The 14,759-nt window shown below is 62.2% G+C and carries 15 protein-coding genes; 9 read left to right on the top strand and 6 right to left on the bottom strand.

Going from position 1 to position 14,759, the window contains the following annotated elements:
* Positions 1 to 334 precede the first annotated feature (334 nt).
* The 4 genes from P9292_RS30525 (at position 335) to fumC (ending at position 5,520) form a co-directional block, all read left to right on the top strand.
* Positions 335 to 556: an RNA-binding S4 domain-containing protein gene (locus P9292_RS30525; protein ID WP_244825859.1), complete on the top strand. Its 222-nt coding sequence runs from the start codon at positions 335 to 337 to the stop codon at positions 554 to 556.
* 28 nt (positions 557 to 584) lie between these two features.
* A complete protein-coding gene (locus tag P9292_RS30520; RefSeq protein WP_309843972.1) occupies positions 585 to 2,015 on the top strand; it encodes an MATE family efflux transporter in 1,431 nt (476 codons plus the stop codon).
* A gap of 362 nt (positions 2,016 to 2,377) precedes the next feature.
* Complete coding sequence (locus P9292_RS30515) at positions 2,378 to 4,060, top strand: phospholipase D family protein (RefSeq protein WP_309843975.1); 1,683 nt, start codon at positions 2,378 to 2,380, stop codon at positions 4,058 to 4,060.
* Positions 4,061 to 4,113: 53 nt separating this feature from the next.
* Complete coding sequence (gene fumC, locus P9292_RS30510; RefSeq protein WP_250492618.1) at positions 4,114 to 5,520, top strand: class II fumarate hydratase; 1,407 nt, start codon at positions 4,114 to 4,116, stop codon at positions 5,518 to 5,520.
* A gap of 59 nt (positions 5,521 to 5,579) precedes the next feature.
* Here fumC and P9292_RS30505 read toward each other — a convergent pair whose 3' ends face one another.
* Both P9292_RS30505 and P9292_RS30500 read right to left on the bottom strand, forming a co-directional pair.
* Positions 5,580 to 6,113: an acyl-CoA thioesterase gene (locus P9292_RS30505; protein WP_250465286.1), complete on the bottom strand. Its 534-nt coding sequence runs from the start codon at positions 6,111 to 6,113 to the stop codon at positions 5,580 to 5,582.
* A gap of 77 nt (positions 6,114 to 6,190) precedes the next feature.
* On the bottom strand, positions 6,191 to 6,337 hold the full coding sequence (locus P9292_RS30500; protein WP_244825866.1) for a hypothetical protein: 147 nt from the start codon (positions 6,335 to 6,337) through the stop codon (positions 6,191 to 6,193).
* A gap of 139 nt (positions 6,338 to 6,476) precedes the next feature.
* Here P9292_RS30500 and P9292_RS30495 point away from each other — a divergent pair, with 139 nt between their 5' ends.
* Positions 6,477 to 7,199, top strand: a complete 723-nt coding sequence (locus P9292_RS30495) for a helix-turn-helix transcriptional regulator (RefSeq protein ID WP_309962720.1) — start codon at positions 6,477 to 6,479, stop codon at positions 7,197 to 7,199.
* Positions 7,200 to 7,261: 62 nt separating this feature from the next.
* Here P9292_RS30495 and P9292_RS30490 read toward each other — a convergent pair whose 3' ends face one another.
* Positions 7,262 to 8,233, bottom strand: a complete 972-nt coding sequence (locus tag P9292_RS30490; protein WP_244825868.1) for a thymidylate synthase — start codon at positions 8,231 to 8,233, stop codon at positions 7,262 to 7,264.
* Positions 8,234 to 8,379: 146 nt separating this feature from the next.
* Positions 8,380 to 9,759, bottom strand: coding sequence for a sigma-54 dependent transcriptional regulator (locus P9292_RS30485; protein WP_309962718.1), 1,380 nt, complete (start codon positions 9,757 to 9,759; stop codon positions 8,380 to 8,382).
* Between the two features lie 710 nt (positions 9,760 to 10,469).
* On the opposite strand from P9292_RS30485, the gene P9292_RS30480 reads away from it, so the two are divergent.
* The gene (locus P9292_RS30480; RefSeq protein ID WP_250509324.1) at positions 10,470 to 10,613 is read left to right on the top strand and encodes a hypothetical protein; all 144 of its coding nucleotides are present in this window, start codon (positions 10,470 to 10,472) and stop codon (positions 10,611 to 10,613) included.
* A gap of 89 nt (positions 10,614 to 10,702) precedes the next feature.
* Positions 10,703 to 11,206: a dihydrofolate reductase gene (locus P9292_RS30475; RefSeq protein WP_309962715.1), complete on the top strand. Its 504-nt coding sequence runs from the start codon at positions 10,703 to 10,705 to the stop codon at positions 11,204 to 11,206.
* 59 nt (positions 11,207 to 11,265) lie between these two features.
* Here P9292_RS30475 and pmbA read toward each other — a convergent pair whose 3' ends face one another.
* Positions 11,266 to 12,636: a metalloprotease PmbA gene (gene pmbA, locus P9292_RS30470; protein WP_250465288.1), complete on the bottom strand. Its 1,371-nt coding sequence runs from the start codon at positions 12,634 to 12,636 to the stop codon at positions 11,266 to 11,268.
* Positions 12,637 to 12,856: 220 nt separating this feature from the next.
* On the opposite strand from pmbA, the gene yjgA reads away from it, so the two are divergent.
* Complete coding sequence (yjgA, locus tag P9292_RS30465; RefSeq protein WP_250509327.1) at positions 12,857 to 13,456, top strand: ribosome biogenesis factor YjgA; 600 nt, start codon at positions 12,857 to 12,859, stop codon at positions 13,454 to 13,456.
* Complete coding sequence (gene mog / locus P9292_RS30460) at positions 13,437 to 14,075, top strand: molybdopterin adenylyltransferase (protein WP_309962712.1); 639 nt, start codon at positions 13,437 to 13,439, stop codon at positions 14,073 to 14,075. The genes yjgA and mog overlap by 20 nt, the downstream gene beginning before the upstream one ends.
* On the opposite strand, the gene orn is transcribed toward mog, so the two are convergent.
* Positions 14,066 to 14,671, bottom strand: a complete 606-nt coding sequence (orn, locus tag P9292_RS30455) for an oligoribonuclease (RefSeq protein ID WP_309962710.1) — start codon at positions 14,669 to 14,671, stop codon at positions 14,066 to 14,068. The genes mog and orn overlap by 10 nt on opposite strands.
* Positions 14,672 to 14,759: the final 88 nt, after the last annotated feature.

Here is a 14,759-nt window from a genome sequence, read left to right as displayed (position 1 = left end):
CTCTCTTGGTTTAAGCGTCGGCGGCCATGAACTGCGATGACGCACGACTTTTGTCGATTGGAAAGATGACCGAAGCTGTATCGATCAAACTATCGGACTCAGCGATGCGCGTCCAAGTTCGACGAACCGAGTCGTTGTTACCGACCGTTTCATCTGGCTACAATTGCCATCGCGCCTGCTTTCAATACGATGACAGCGCACGCCGAAGTCCGTCATGCACCAGCACGGCGCGTGCCCAGCTATTGAGGGCGGCCACTGGTTTATCATTGACGCCTTCGCCCCGAATCCATCTCGAATCCACCTCGAATCAACCCGAGTAATCTCCGCGCCCGTCATGCCACCGCTTCAATTCACCCTTACGGGCGACTACGTCGAACTTCATAACTTGCTCAAGCTGATGGGGCTCGCCGACAGCGGCGGCTCCGCGAAAGCGCGCGTTGCCATGGGCGATGTCCGCGTCGACGGCAAAGTCGAGATGCGCAAGACCTGCAAGATTCGCGCGGGTCAGGTCGTCGCGCTCGATGGTCAGAAGATCCAAGTCCGCGCGCCGGAATAAACCGTCGCCACGAATGGCCGCTCAAGACATGCAATCCCATTTCACGCGCGCGGCGGCGCATCCGCCGAGTTTTTCGCGCCATGCCGTCGATACGGCGCGGCTCGCGGCGCCGCTCGCCATCGCGCAACTCTCGCAAATGGCGATGGGCGTCACCGACACCATCCTGCTCGGCTCGTTAGGCCCCGATGCGCTCGCCGCCGGCGGCCTGGGCGCGAACGTGTTCTTCGTGATCGTGACGCTGCTGCAGGGCGTGCTTACGTCCGTCAGCGTATCGGTGGCGCATGCGCGTGGCGCGAACGCCGAACATCAAGTGCCGGGCATCTACTGGACGGGGCTCGTGTTGTCGGTGCTGCTTGCGGTGCCCGCGTTCGTGCTCCTGAGCTACGCCGAGCCGATTCTGCTCGCGTTCCATGAACCGGCTACGCTCGCCCGGAATGTCGGTGAGTATTGCGCCGTGCTGCGCTGGGGCACGCCGGGCAGCCTCATCGGCATTGGATTGATGCGCGCGTTTCTGCCTGCTATCGGCGCGGCGCGCAGGCTTTTGTGGGTGTCGATCGGCGGTGTGTTCGTCAACGGTTTCCTCAACTACGGGTTGATTCACGGCGCCTGGGGCCTGCCGCGCGAAGGGTTTCTCGGCTCGGCTGCGGCGACCACGATCACCATTTGGGGCATTGCGCTCGCGCTCGTCGCGCTGTTGCATCTGCGGCCGCGCTATCGACATTTCGTCGTCGCGGCGCGGCCGCGCATGCCGCTCATGGGCGAACTCTTCGGCATCGGCTGGCCGGTCGCCATCACGTATGGCGTCGAATCCACGCTGTTTCTCGCCACCGGCCTCATGGTCGGCTTGCTTGGCGAAGCACCGCTCGCCGCGCACCAAATCGCGATCAACGTGGCGTCGGTGGCCTTCATGGTGCCGCTTGCCATCGGACAGGCGGCGAATGTGCGCGTGAGCTATTGGGTCGGCGCGGGCGCGCCGCTCGCGGCGCGCCATGCGGGCTTCGTCGCGCTCGCCCTCGGCGTCGGCTTCATGGTGCTGTCGGGACTCGTGCTGATTACCGTGCCGCGCGCGATCGTCGGGCTGTATCTGCATCTCGGCGATCCGAAAAACGCGCAGACGGTTGCGCTCGCGGCCTCGCTGCTAGGTGTCGCCGCCGTGTTCCAGATCGTCGATGGCATGCAGACGGTCGGTTCCGGCTGCCTGCGCGGCCTCAAGGACACTCGCGTGCCGATGCTCGCCGCCGCGTTCGGTTACTGGGGCGTCGGTTTTCCGACGGGTTATGTGCTCGCGTTCCACTTCGAACTGGGCGCGAAGGGCTTGTGGTGGGGCCTCGCGGCGGGGCTCGCGAGCGTCGCCATGCTGATGACGCTGCGTTTTCATCGAATCAGCCGGCGGATGGTCGAGACGGGAAGCGTGAAGGTTGCGGATGGCGCGACCGCGCCGGTTCACGGCCCGACGTGAGCGCGTAGTTCGAGCAAATAAGCATCACAACCGCTTTCCCACATACAAAGCACGAATCCTTGGTTGGCCAGACCAGCAGGCATTGTTAGGATGAACCCGTCTCCTCCTTGAGACTCCAGTGACAGGGGTTCAAGCCCGCTCCACCCGAGCGGGCTTTTTTTCGTCCGCGCTCCGGCGCCGATACGCGGGTCGCGTACTGCCTTTTCGGGCGAATCGTCCAATTTCCCATAGAATATTTTCGAGACCAGCACCGGCGAGAACGGTAATTGCTACGTCGCGAAACCGAGCATCGGCATCGTCATGAATGCCGGGCCGTATCGAGACCACGAAAAAGAGGAATGACAGTGTCGCGAAACCGGGGAATGGATGAAGCTGCCATCGGTGCAAGTGCAAGTGCAAGTGCAAGTGCAAGAACGAGCAGCACGAGGAAGATTTCGAGTCGCACCGCGCGCCTCTTCGCAACGCTCGCGCTGACGGCACTTTGCGCCGCTTGCGCGACGCGCCCGCCCGCCACGGCGTTCGATCGCCCGGTGAGCCAGGCATTGCCGGCCAGCGAAAGCACGCCGCTCGGCGACGCGCTCGCGCCGCTCGAACGCAAGCACCCGGACCAGTCCGCCGTGCGTCTCCTGCCAAGCGGCACTGAAGCGCTGCAGGCGCGCATTGCGCTCGCGCGCGCGGCGACGAAAACGCTCGACATGCAGTACTACATCGCCGAGGAAGACAACACCGGCAAGCTGCTGCTCGCCGCCGCGCTCTACGTGGCGGACCACGGCGTGCGCGTGCGCATGCTCGTCGACGACCTGAACTTCAAGGACATCGACCGCATCATGGCGGCGCTGAACACGCATCAGAACATCGAGATTCGCGTGTTCAACCCATACGGCAGCGCGCGCGAGAGCTTCACCGAACGCACGCAGAACTTCTTCTCCAATGTCGATGGCTTCACGCGCCGCATGCATAACAAGGCGATGATCGCGGATAACCAGATCGCCATCGTCGGCGGCCGCAATCTCGGCGACGAATACTTCAGCGCGAGTCCGACGCTGCAGTTCCGCGATCTCGATGTCTTCACCGCCGGACCCATCGCGCAAAAAGTCTCCGCGAGTTTCGACGACTACTGGAACAGCGCGCTGTCGTATCCGCTGCGCGTGTTGAACAAGCAGAAATTCGACGCGTCCGAGCTAGACAAGACGCGCGACGATCTGCGCGCACACTGGCGCGCGCAAGCCGAACCGCTCAATGCCAAGCCGCTGAACGCGACGCCGCTCGCGCAGCAGATCGCGCAGGAAGATCTGGAACTCGTGTGGGCAGAGACCGAGTTCTGGGCCGATTCGCCGTCGAAGATCGAGAACCCGAGCGAGGACTACAAGAGTCCGCCGATGGCGCGTCTCGCCGATCTGCTGAAGAGCGCGCAAAGCGAATTCCTGATTCTGTCGCCCTACTTCGTGCCGCACGATGCAGGCGTGAAGGCGCTCGCCGATGTCACGCGGCGCCACGTGCGCGTCGCCGTGCTGACCAACTCCCTCGCCGCCACCGATGCCGTCGCGGTCCAGGCGGGCTACGCGCCGTATCGCATTCCTCTGCTGCAAAACGGCGTGGAACTGTACGAATTCAAGCCGATTCAGATCCAGGGCGAAGGCCGTCCGCGCGCCGGGCTCTTCGGCTCGCAATCGCGCGCGAGTCTGCATGCAAAGGCGTATGTCATCGATCGGAGTATCCTCGTGATCGGCTCGATGAATCTCGATCCGCGCTCGGCGCTGCTCAACACCGAACTCGCGCTCGTGATTCATAGCCAGCCTATCGCCGATCAGACCGCGAAGCTGTTCGATCGAGGCATCACGCCCGAGGTGAGCTATCGCGTGGAACTGGCGAGCGCGGCGGTCATTGCGAGTCTGCAGCGCACCGGTTCGCCGCAATCCGGCCTCGTCTGGACGACGAAGGGCAAGGACGGCATGGTCACCTATAACTTCGATCCCGAAGCGGGCTTGTATCGAAACGTGATGACGGGCCTCTTCATGCTGCTGCCAGTCGACAAGCAGTTGTGAAGCGGGCGGCTCGCATCGGCACCGAATCTGACTCTCGTAAGGAGCTTCAAGCAATGACACAGAACGCAAAGGGCGATGTACGCATGGAGAAGGACACGTTCGGCGAGATTGCCGTGCCGAACGACAAGCTTTGGGGCGCGCAAACGCAGCGCTCCTTGCAGAACTTCAAGATATCGACTGAAAAGCAGTCGCCCGAGCTGATCACGGCGCTCGCTATCGTCAAGCACGCAGCCGCCGACGTGAACGAAGAGCTGAAGGTGCTCGACGCCAAGAAAGCCAAGGCGATCAAGGAAGCCGCGCAGGAGATCATCGACGGCAAGCATCCGGACGAGTTTCCGCTCGCCGTGTGGCAGACGGGCTCCGGCACGCAGACCAACATGAATCTCAACGAGGTGATCGCGAATCGCGCAAGCGAGCTGCTCGGCGGTGAGCGCGGCGAAGAGCGCCTCGTGCATCCGAACGACGACGTGAATCGCGGACAGTCGTCCAACGACGTATTTCCGACGGCCATGCATGTCGCCGCCGCATTTGCCATCGTCAAGCATCTCGTGCCGGCGCTCAAGACGCTGCGGGACACGCTCGACAAAAAATCGAAGGCCTTCGCGGATATCGTGAAAATTGGCCGCACGCACTTGCAGGACGCAACGCCGCTCACGCTCGGCCAGGAATTCTCAGGCTATGTCGCGCAACTCGATCAGGGCATTCGTCACGTCGAGGCAACCCTGCCGCATCTGTATCAGCTCGCGCAAGGCGGCACGGCCGTCGGCACGGGGCTCAATGCGCATCCGCAGTTCGCGGTGAAAGTCGCGGCGGCCATCGGCAAGCTGACCGGCCTGCCGTTCGAAACCGCGCCCAACAAATTCGAAGTGATGGCCGCCGCCGACGCGCTCGTCGCCGCGCACGGTGCGTTGAAGACAGTCGCCGCCGGGCTCATGAAGATTGCCAACGACATCCGCTGGCTCGCGAGCGGTCCGCGCTGCGGCCTGGGCGAACTTTCGATTCCGGAAAACGAGCCGGGCAGTTCGATCATGCCGGGCAAGGTCAATCCCACGCAGTCCGAAGCCGTGACCATGCTCTGTTGTCAGGTTTTCGGCAACGACGTGGCGGTGAACTTCGGCGGCGCGAGCGGCAACTTCGAACTGAACGTGTTCCGGCCGATGATCGCGCATAACGTGCTGCAGTCCGTGCGTCTGCTCGCGGATGGCGCGCTCAGTTTCAACGACAACTGCGCGGTCGGTATCGAGCCGAACGAGAAGCGTATCGAGAGTCTCCTGAACGAATCGCTGATGCTCGTGACGGCGCTCAATCCGCATATCGGCTACGACAAAGCCGCGCAGATCGCAAAGAAGGCGCACAAGGAAGGCACGACGCTGAAGGAATCGGCGTTGGCGCTCGGACACGTGACCGAGCAGCAGTTCGATGAATGGGTCAAGCCGCAGGACATGGTCGGCAACAAGTAGCTTGTCGATCGATCACGAAGCCCGCGTGCGCATGCGCGGGCTTCACCGGTCAATGCGCTTCAAACCTTCCCCGCCGCGACCTCTTCCGGCTTCAGTTCGACGATAGCGTCGAGCGCATCTTTCACGTCCATCGCGTAGCGCGCGAGACGCTTCTCTTCGTCCGATTCCGGCACGAACGCGGGCACGGGCGTCGGTTGACCTTTTTCATCGACGGCGACGAAAACCATCAGGCAATCGGTGGTCTGTTCGAGCTCGCCGACTTTCGGATCGCCCGCGTGCACGGAGATGTGGATATGCATGCTGGTGCGCCCGGTCGCCACCACGCGCGCGCGTAGCTCCACGAGATTGCCGACGAGAATCGGCCTGCGAAAGCGGATATTGCCGACGCTCACCGTTACGGCATACCGCCCGGACCACATCGCCGCGCATGCGTACGCGGTTTCGTCGATCCACTTCATCAACGCGCCGCCGTGCACTTTGCCGCCGAAGTTCACCGAAGTCGGTTCGGCGAGAAAACGAAACGTGGTTTCGGCGCGGCCCGCGCGAAGGGCGCCGGGTTCGGCGGGAGCGAAAGTGGAAATGGGCGTATTCATGGGCGTTCCGTTTTATCGAAGTTGCACGCGCTCTTCAAGGCGCATACGCCCAATTATAGGGTCGGCAAAAAGCTCGGCTAATTGTGCACGGTCACGCCTTCATCGATGGTGCCGTACATCGTGATGCTGCCGCCGCCCGCGCCCGCCGAAGACGGCCCGCCCGCGCATCCGGCGACAAGCGCGATCAACCCGGCGACGACGGTGACTGTGATAAATCTGATCATGCGAACTCCTTGCTGCCGCGAATACCGATACGAAGGGCCATTCTAGCGCCGGCTGCGGATGCATCGACGTTTCACCGTGCAGTGAAACATCGCGTGCGATTGCGCGCTAGAGTATCTGAAACGGTTCCGGAGAAGCGCCATGAACTCAAGCCCCGAAGACTCTCGTTCCCGCCACTTTCCCGGCCTTTCGCGCATTGGGGCGTTGCTCGCCGATCCGGGCCGCGCGGCCATGCTCTGGTCGCTGATGGACGGCACCGCGCGCCCCGCCGGCGAACTCACGATGATCGCGGGACTCTCGCCTTCCGCGGCGAGCGGACATCTCGCGCGTCTGACCGAAGGCGGGTTGCTGGCGCTGGAAGTGAGCGGGCGGCATCGCTATTACCGGATCGCAACCGCTGATATCGCCGCCGCGATCGAAGCGCTCGCCAATCTCGCGCGCGCGAGCGCGCCGGAGCGCGAGCCGCAGCGGCCGCCGAGCGCGGTGCCACTCGACATGCGCTACGCGCGCACGTGCTACGACCATCTGGCGGGCGAACTGGCGGTGCGTGTCTTCGATACGATGATCGCTCGCGACTGGCTCGCCGCAGACGGCGCCACCGAACTCGAAGCCACGAAAGACGGCGCGCAGGCCTTCGCGCAGCTGGGTATCGACCTGACGGCACAGCGGGCGGGCCGCAGACGTTTTGCGTGTACGTGCATCGACTGGAGCGAGCGGCGGCCGCACTTAGGCGGCGCGCTTGGCGCGGCGTTTCTCGACACTTGCGAAGCGCATGGCTGGATCGAACCGACATCGAAACGCCGTGTGCTGCGCGTAACGCCCTCAGGACAGCAACACTTCCAGCAATTTCTGTCGATGCGCTGAGCCAAACAAAAACGCACGGTTTTGAGCCGTGCGTCTTTGCGTCCTGCATGAGAAAGCGATAATCAAACCGCCATCGGCGCCTTCAAAGCTTCATGGTGTTTATAACCTTCGAGCGCAAAGTCTTTCGGCTCGATTTGTTCCAGCCATTCCGGTTCATAGCGTTTCGTGACAGCGTAATCCGGCACGCGATCCGAAATGATGAGCTGGGGACTCGGAAAAGGCTCGCGCTTCAATTGCTCGTTCAGCATATCGAGTTGATTCTCGTAAATATGCGCGTCACCGATGAAATACGTGAACCAGCGCGGCTTGAAACCGGTCAGCCGTCCGACGAGATGCAGCAGCGCCGCGCCTTCGGTCAGATTGAACGGCGTGCCGAGCCCGACATCGTTACTGCGGATATAAAGACACAGCGAAATCTCGCGCGTCGTTACGTTCGGGATGAATTGATACAGCAGATGACACGCGGGCAAAGCAATCTCGTCGAGCTTGGCCGGATTCCACGCATGAAAAAGAATGCGCCGGTCGGTGGGACGCTCGATAATCGTATCGAGACATTGCCTCAACTGGTCGATCGCCTTATACAGCAGCACCTGCTCGCGGCCGTTTTCGACGAAGCTCGTCACCAATTGATAGCCGCGATTGGTGGCGTCGGCGATCTGGTCGCCCGCGCAGGCATCCACGAGCTTGTAGGCGGGCCATTTACGCCATTGCACGCCATACACGTCGCCGAGATCGTCCTCGCCCTGGCGATACGGATTCTCGAGCCACTGCGGATTTTCATTGGCGTTCGCGTCCCAGACCTTGCAACCGAGCGCGCGGAAGTCAGCGGCGCTCTTCGAGGCACGCAGAAAGCCGACCATTTCGCCGATCGCCGACTTGAACGCGAGCTTCTTCGTCGTAACGGCAGGGAAGCCTTGTTGCAAGTCGAAGCGCAACATCGCGCCCGGAATGCCGATGGTGCGGATGCCCGTGCGGTTTTCCTGCCACGTGCCGGTATCGAGAATCGTCTGGACGAGCTCGAGATACTGTTTCATTCGATGATCCTTGGAGGCGCGACGCGCCTGAGCGAATGCCGGCGCAAAGAAGCAATTTTACCAAGCGCAGCGCGCGGACGCTCTTCGTGACGCAAAAGAAACGGGCGCTTGAAGCGCCCGTTCGAATGTCCTGCCAAGCCTGAGCCTTAGCCGCGCGTGGCGTGCTCCGGCGGCGCATCCACCTCGATATGGCGCATGCCATGCGCACTCAGCAACCGATACAGCGTCACGCGCGAGATGCCGAGTTCGTGCGCGGCATCGCCAAGACGCCCGCGATGACGCAGCAATGCGAGTTCGATGGCCTGACGCTCCGCCGCCTCGCGCGCTTGCGCAAGCGACACCGGCGCCACTTCGACGTATTCGCCCAATTCGAGATCGCGCGCGGTGATCTGCCGCCCTTCCGACATGACGATGGCACGCCGCACGCGGTTGATGAGTTCGCGCACGTTGCCCGGCCAGCCGTAGTTGTGGATCGCGGCGATGGCGCACGGCGAAAAGCCGCGCAGACGCCGGCTTGCGTCCTTCTTGAAGCGATCGAGCATGTGCTTCGCGAGCAATTCGATATCTTTACCGCGCGCGCGCAGCGGCGGCTCGTCGATCTGCAACACGCACAGGCGGTGATACAAGTCGGCGCGAAAACGCCCTTCGATCATCGCGGTTTGCATATCGACGTGAGTCGCCGAGATGATGCGGACATCGACGGGCGTCGAACCGTGACCGCCCAGACGCTCCACCTTGCGCTCCTGCAGGAAGCGCAACAGGCTGGCCTGGCTTTCGAGCGGCAGATCGCCGATTTCATCGAGGAACAGCGTGCCGCCGTTGGCCGCTTCAACGCGCCCGATCTTGCGCTGATTTGCGCCCGTGAACGCACCGCGCTCGTAGCCGAACAGCTCCGATTGCAGGAGATGCGCCGGAATCGCGCCGCAGTTGATGGCCACAAACGGTTGATCGCGACGCGCGGAGCGCTCGTGAATGGCAACCGCCGTCAGTTCCTTGCCTGTGCCCGATTCGCCCGAGATGAACACGGGCGCGTCCGTCATGGCGACTTTGCGAATGGAGCGAAACAGCGCCAGCATGGCGTCGCACGATCCGACCATTTCGCCTTCGGCGCGGCCTTCGCTGCGCGAATCGTTCGTTGCCGCGTCATGCAGCGCGACCATGCCGTAGGCGTGTCCCACGGAATCGACGATGCGATCGTTCGAAGTCGGCATCGTGACGTAGTCGAAACAATAGTCGCGAATCAGCCGGCGCACGGCGGCGTCTTCCAGTTGTCCGGAAACGGTGGCGGCGACCCAGCCGACGTTCGTCATGGTCAACGACGACTCGAACGCCGCCAATTCGTGAGACTCGAAGTGACTCGACAAGTCCAGCAGACCACCGATTGCCATATCGCTACGCAGGGCTTTCTTCGTGTCGCGCGCGCTCGCCACGATTTCGATCTGCCAGCCGCGTTCTTCGAAGCGCGCGCATAGCATCTCGCTGGGATCGCGAGTCACATAGATAAGTTGCCGCCGAGCGACGTCCATTATTCAGATCCTTTCTTCAACATTCGTTGAAAAGGTCGCGTAGTTCAGGCTCTCGCTGCATGCAGAAATCAATGTCCTCGCGCTGTGTGGCGAGCGGACTCGCGTTTCGATTCGTTGCCTCCGGGAACGACGCATCTGGCGCCGTGAACCCTTCCACGAATCCCTATTGACCGATTCTGCGCCATTTTCGAGAGACTACTATAACCCATAAACCCCGCAAACAAATATCGTCAAGGCCCATTGGACTGGTCACAAAACCCTGACAGGACGGGGCTGGCAAGAATTTCTCAATGAATTATTAAAAGCAAATGAGACGTTTTAATAAGACAAAATCTTATACCTGATTCACAGGAAATTCATGTTTTTCTCCCTTCGCGTTTCACGTGTGAAACGTTTTCGTCCATTCGGCCACGATGATTTTCTGCCGTTTTCATCATGATCTTTGCACGGTAACGGATTGCGACTGTTGGCATGTATCTGGCTATATTCGACGCATGCGGACAGGTAAGAAATGCAAGCCGCATTTCGTTTCGTCAGCAGATTTTTAGCCTGGTCGCATCTCAACTCGATATACCAGCCGCCTGACTGTTTTATTCCCGAAACACTTCCGGGAATACTTACTCGGATATGTCGCCACGATGGCTTTCGATCATTCTTTACCGGATTGCGCGCCGACTTCCCGTTCGTCGGACGTCGAGGAGCGACGCGCCTTGTCGTGGACAAATGCGCGGGACGCAGCGAACACGAGCGACGCCGAATCGCACCAAGGGCAGTCTTCGAACTACGGCGTGAGCGTCACGCTATGGGACGAGTTCACGCCCGAGCGGCCGGGCTTCGATCGGACCAAAGGCTGAGTCGAGGCAAGACAGCGGCGGGCGTCGGTTAAAATCGCGGCACGGTCGCGCCTCCTGCGCGCCTCACTCCTGCACGACTTTCCGACTACATGACGACGCTGACCCTGATCGTCGCCCGCGCGCGCAATGGCGTGATCGGACGCGACAACGACCTGCCCTGGCGCCTCCCCGAGGATCTCGCTTTCTTCAAGCGCACGACGATGGGCGCGCCGATCATCATGGGACGCAAGACGCATGAATCGATTGGCCGACCGCTGCCCGGGCGGCGGAATATCGTCGTGTCGCGCGACGCCACGCGTCGCTATACCGGCTGCGATACCGTCACGAGCTTGGCCGATGCCCTCTCGCTCGCCATCGCCGACCACGCAAGCGAGGCCTTCGTGATCGGCGGCGCGCAGTTGTACGGCGACGCCATCGCGCAGGCGGACAAGCTGATCGTCACCGAGATCGATGCCGATTTCGAAGGCAACACGCATTTTCCGGCGCCGGACGCCGCGCACTGGCAGGAAGTCGCGCGCGATTCGCGCCGCGCCGCGCCGCCGAACGCGTTCGACTTCGCGTTCGTCACGTATCGACGCCGGGCGGACGCATGAACGAAGGCCCCGGATAGCTCGCGCCATCCGGGGCCTTTTTCTTGAACCACGTCTGAGTTTTACTGCCCCGCGATGGTCATCCGTTCGATCAGCACCGAGCCGATTTCCTTCGTGCCGCGCACGACCGTATCCGCGCCGATCGCCTCGATGTGGCGGAACATTTCCTGAAGCGTGCTCGCGACCGTGATTTCCTCGACCGCGTGCTGAATCTTGCCGTTCTCCACCCAAAAGCCCGACGCACCGCGCGAATAGTCGCCCGTCACGTAGTTCACGCCCTGCCCCATCAGTTCGGTAAGCAAAAGGCCGGTGTCGAGCTTCTTCAGCATGGCCTCGAAGTCGTCTTCCGGCTTCGTATTCGAGCTTGTCATCGTCAAATTATGCGAGCCGCCCGCGTTGCCGGTGGTCTTCATGCCGAGCTTGCGCGCCGAATACGTGGACAGGAAATAGCCCTGCACGACGCCGTCATCCACCACATTACGACGCTCGGTACGCACGCCTTCCTCGTCGAACGGCGCGCTGCCCATGCCGCCCTTCACGTGCGGATCTTCGACGATCTGAACGTGCGGCGCGAACACCGGCTTGCCGAGGCTGTCGACGAGAAACGTCGTCTTGCGATACAACGCCCCGCCACTCACCGCTTGCACGAACGAGCCGAGGATGCCAGCAGCCAGCGGCGCTTCGAACAACACGCGGCACTTGCGCGTGTCGAGGCTCTTCGCGTTCAGACGCGCGAGCGCGCGTTCGGCGGCGTAGCGTCCGACGGCTTCCGGCGCGGCGAGTTCGGTGGCATTGCGGCGCGATGTGTACCAGTCGTCGCGCTGCATGTCGCGTCCGCTCGCGGCAATGGGCGCGCACGCGATGTAATGCCGCGAGTACGGATAGCCCGCGAGGAAGCCGCGCGAGGTCGCGAGCACGAACTGCGAATGCTGCGCCGATACGCTCGCACCCTCGGAATTGGTCACGCGCTTATCCACCGCGAACGCGGCGGCTTCGGCGCGGCGTGCGAGCTCGGCGGCCTCTTCGGCGTCGATGACCCACGGATGATAAAGATCGAGGTCCTGAGGCGACTTCTCCAGCAAGTCTTCTTCCGCGAGCCCGGCGGCGCTGTCTTCCGCCGTGAAACGCGCGATGTTGTAGGCGGCCGCAACCGTATCGCGCAGTGCTTCGCGCGTGAAGTCCGCGGTGCTCGCATTGCCGCGCTTCTTGCCGATGAAGACGGTCACGCCCACCATCTTGTCCCGGTTGTGCTCGATGGTCTCCACTTCGCCGCGCCGCACGCTTACCGAAAGGCCATCGCCTTCGGAGATTTCGGTGGCGGCATCGGTCGCGCCGAGTTCCTTCGCGTGACGCAGGATGTCGGAGGCAATCTCCTTGAGTTCGTCTTGCGTATGCGGGAAAAAGCGTTGCTTGACGTCCATGTCTGCTGCCATTTTGTGTGTGCCTTAGGAGGTCGGGGGCGCCGCGCGCCCGCGCGTGTCGTTGCAAGAGGATTCCCGCTTTCGTCCGGCCTTTCGATGAAGCAGACGGCGGGGTCGATTCGATCGACGCATGCTGCGATCATAGCAAGGACCGCGCACCCGCACCGCATGCACGATGCATCGCTTGGCGGGCGCGAGCCGAGCGCTGCGACGCGCAAGCTACAATATCGCCATGAACCGTAAAACCCGCATTCAACCGATCGAAGCCGAGCCGGAAGTCGACGAAAACGGCTACGATCGCCCGAGCAAATCCCAGCTCAAGCGCGACATGCACGCGCTGCAGGAACTGGGCGAGGCGCTGATCGCGCTGCCGAAAGACGCGCTCAAGCGCATGCCCATGCCTGAGAAGCTGAACGACGCCGTGCGCGAAGCGCGTCGTATCACCGATCACGAAGGCAAGCGCCGTCAGGTGCAATACGTCGGGCGCGTCATGCGCACGCTGCTCGAAGACGAAGTCGCCGCGCTGCGCACCGCGCTCGACACGCATCGTGGCGTGAACAAGGCGGAGACCGCGCGCCTGCACTGGATCGAACGCTCGCGCGACAAGCTGCTCGCAAATGACGCCGCGCTGACCGATTTCATCCGCGAGCATCCAGGTGTGGACGCGCAGGAAGGCCGCACGCTGATCCGCAATACGCGCAAGGAGCGCGAGCTGCAAAAGCCGCCGCGCTATTACCGCGAATTGTTCCAGTGGATCAAGAACGCAGCGGGCGTGGAGCAGGAAGACGAGAGCGACAGCGACGAGGAAAACCGTGACGACGACGAAGCGTAATCATCCGGACGAGTTGCTCGTCGGACTCGTTTCGATCAGCGATCGCGCCTCGCAAGGCGTGTACGAGGACAAAGGCGTGCCGTCGCTCGAAGCATGGCTCGGAGAAGCGCTGAGCTCACCCTGGCGCGCGCAAACGCGGCTGATTCACGACGATGCCGCCACCATCTCGGCCACGCTCATCGAACTGGTCGACACACACGGTTGCGATCTCGTGCTGACCACGGGCGGCACCGGCCCCTCGCGCCGCGACGTGACGCCGGAAGCGACGCTCGCCGTCGCCACCAAGCCGATGCCAGGCTTTGGCGAACAGATGCGCCAGATCAGCCTGAACTTCGTGCCGACCGCCATTCTCTCGCGTCAGGTTGCCGTGATTCGTGAGACGGAGGATCACGCCGCGCTCATCATCAATTTGCCGGGGCAGCCGAAGTCGATCAGGGAAACGCTCGAAGGCCTGAAGGACGCCGACGGCAAGACGCGCGTGCCGGGTATCTTCGCGGCAGTGCCGTATTGCATCGATCTGATCGGCGGGCCTTACATCGAAACTAAACCGGAAGCGGTTGCCGCGTTCCGGCCTAAGAGCGCCATTCGAAAGTCAGGCGCTTCCAAACCTCAAACCTGAGCCGACGATGCCGACGCCGCGGGAATCAGGAAGTGCTCGCGGTAGTACTTGAGTTCGTCGATGGACTCGTGGATATCGGCGAGCGCCGTGTGCATCGCGCGCTTCTGAAAGCCCTTGTAGATGGCTGGCTGCCAGCGGCGGCACAGTTCCTTGAGCGTGCTCACGTCCAGATTGCGATAGTGAAAGAACGTCTCCAGTTCCGGCATCCAGCGCGCCATGAAGCGGCGGTCCTGGCAAATGGAATTGCCGCACATCGGCGACTTGCCGGGCGGCACGTACTGACCGAGGAATTCACGAATCTGACGGGTGGCTTCCGCTTCATCCACCGTCGATGCCTTCACGCGTTCCGTCAGCCCCGAGCGGCCATGCGTATTGCGATTCCACTCGTCCATGCGGCCAAGTGCTTCTTCCGACTGATGGATCGCGAACACCGGCCCCTCCACCAGCTTGTCGAGCGTCGAATTCGTCACGACCACCGCGATCTCGATGATGCGATCATTGTCGGGATCGAGCCCGGTCATCTCCATGTCGAGCCACACGAGATTCATGTCGCTGCGCGCGAGGACGGGTTCGGGTTGGTCGAGAGAATCGGTCATGGAAAGTACCTGGAAGAGGTTCGAGTAACGCTGATGTTAGTGTCTTGAGGCGCATGAAGCCCAGTCGCCGCGCGGGCTTTTCGGCAAC

The sequence above is a fragment of the Caballeronia sp. LZ001 genome (assembly GCF_031450875.1).
Taxonomy (GTDB): Bacteria; Pseudomonadota; Gammaproteobacteria; order Burkholderiales; family Burkholderiaceae; genus Caballeronia.
This window is presented reverse-complemented; position numbering and strand designations above follow the sequence as displayed.

What these genes read in the sequence shown, in the direction of transcription:
- P9292_RS30525 (WP_244825859.1), top strand. Translation starts at nt 335, where the DNA reads ATGCCACCGCTTCAATTCACCCTTACGGGCGACTACGTCGAACTTCAT.
- P9292_RS30520 (WP_309843972.1), top strand. Translation starts at nt 585, where the DNA reads ATGCAATCCCATTTCACGCGCGCGGCGGCGCATCCGCCGAGTTTTTCG.
- P9292_RS30515 (WP_309843975.1), top strand. Translation starts at nt 2,378, where the DNA reads ATGGATGAAGCTGCCATCGGTGCAAGTGCAAGTGCAAGTGCAAGTGCA.
- fumC (WP_250492618.1), top strand. Translation starts at nt 4,114, where the DNA reads ATGACACAGAACGCAAAGGGCGATGTACGCATGGAGAAGGACACGTTC.
- P9292_RS30505 (WP_250465286.1), bottom strand. Translation starts at nt 6,113, where the DNA reads ATGAATACGCCCATTTCCACTTTCGCTCCCGCCGAACCCGGCGCCCTT.
- P9292_RS30500 (WP_244825866.1), bottom strand. Translation starts at nt 6,337, where the DNA reads ATGATCAGATTTATCACAGTCACCGTCGTCGCCGGGTTGATCGCGCTT.
- P9292_RS30495 (WP_309962720.1), top strand. Translation starts at nt 6,477, where the DNA reads ATGAACTCAAGCCCCGAAGACTCTCGTTCCCGCCACTTTCCCGGCCTT.
- P9292_RS30490 (WP_244825868.1), bottom strand. Translation starts at nt 8,233, where the DNA reads ATGAAACAGTATCTCGAGCTCGTCCAGACGATTCTCGATACCGGCACG.
- P9292_RS30485 (WP_309962718.1), bottom strand. Translation starts at nt 9,759, where the DNA reads ATGGACGTCGCTCGGCGGCAACTTATCTATGTGACTCGCGATCCCAGC.
- P9292_RS30475 (WP_309962715.1), top strand. Translation starts at nt 10,703, where the DNA reads ATGACGACGCTGACCCTGATCGTCGCCCGCGCGCGCAATGGCGTGATC.
- pmbA (WP_250465288.1), bottom strand. Translation starts at nt 12,636, where the DNA reads ATGGCAGCAGACATGGACGTCAAGCAACGCTTTTTCCCGCATACGCAA.
- yjgA (WP_250509327.1), top strand. Translation starts at nt 12,857, where the DNA reads ATGAACCGTAAAACCCGCATTCAACCGATCGAAGCCGAGCCGGAAGTC.
- orn (WP_309962710.1), bottom strand. Translation starts at nt 14,671, where the DNA reads ATGACCGATTCTCTCGACCAACCCGAACCCGTCCTCGCGCGCAGCGAC.